Genomic DNA, 329 nt, shown 5'->3' on the forward strand with positions numbered 1-329 from the left:
TCGCGAGCAAGCTCGCTCCCACAAGGGTTTGTTCAAATTATCAGTGGATTCAACGCTTGGCGATGATGTACACCGCGTGCACGATGCCAGGGATATAACCCAACAGCGTCAGCAGGATATTCAACCAGAAAGCCCCGCCGAAACCGACTTGCAGGAACACACCCAGCGGCGGCAGCAGGATGGCGATGATGATGCGAATGAAATCCATGGATGACTCCCTGATGAGCGATGGCCACGTTGCCATAGCCATGGACACCTGCCCGCTCGTCGGGGTTCAGTAATTGCTCGCGGGACGCCTCGAAAGCGTCCGCCGATAAAAAACGCGGACA

Annotated in this window: 1 protein-coding gene; it reads right to left on the bottom strand. The window is 56.2% G+C overall.

Going from position 1 to position 329, the window contains the following annotated elements:
- Nucleotides 1-49: 49 nt before the first annotated feature.
- Complete coding sequence (locus OC610_RS29085) at nucleotides 50-208, bottom strand: YqaE/Pmp3 family membrane protein (protein ID WP_003177654.1); 159 nt, start codon at nucleotides 206-208, stop codon at nucleotides 50-52.
- Nucleotides 209-329 lie beyond the last annotated feature (121 nt).

The organism is Pseudomonas agronomica (genome assembly GCF_025917275.1).
GTDB lineage: Bacteria > Pseudomonadota > Gammaproteobacteria > Pseudomonadales > Pseudomonadaceae > Aquipseudomonas > Aquipseudomonas agronomica.

What these genes read in the sequence shown, in the direction of transcription:
- OC610_RS29085 (WP_003177654.1), bottom strand. Translation starts at nt 208, where the DNA reads ATGGATTTCATTCGCATCATCATCGCCATCCTGCTGCCGCCGCTGGGT.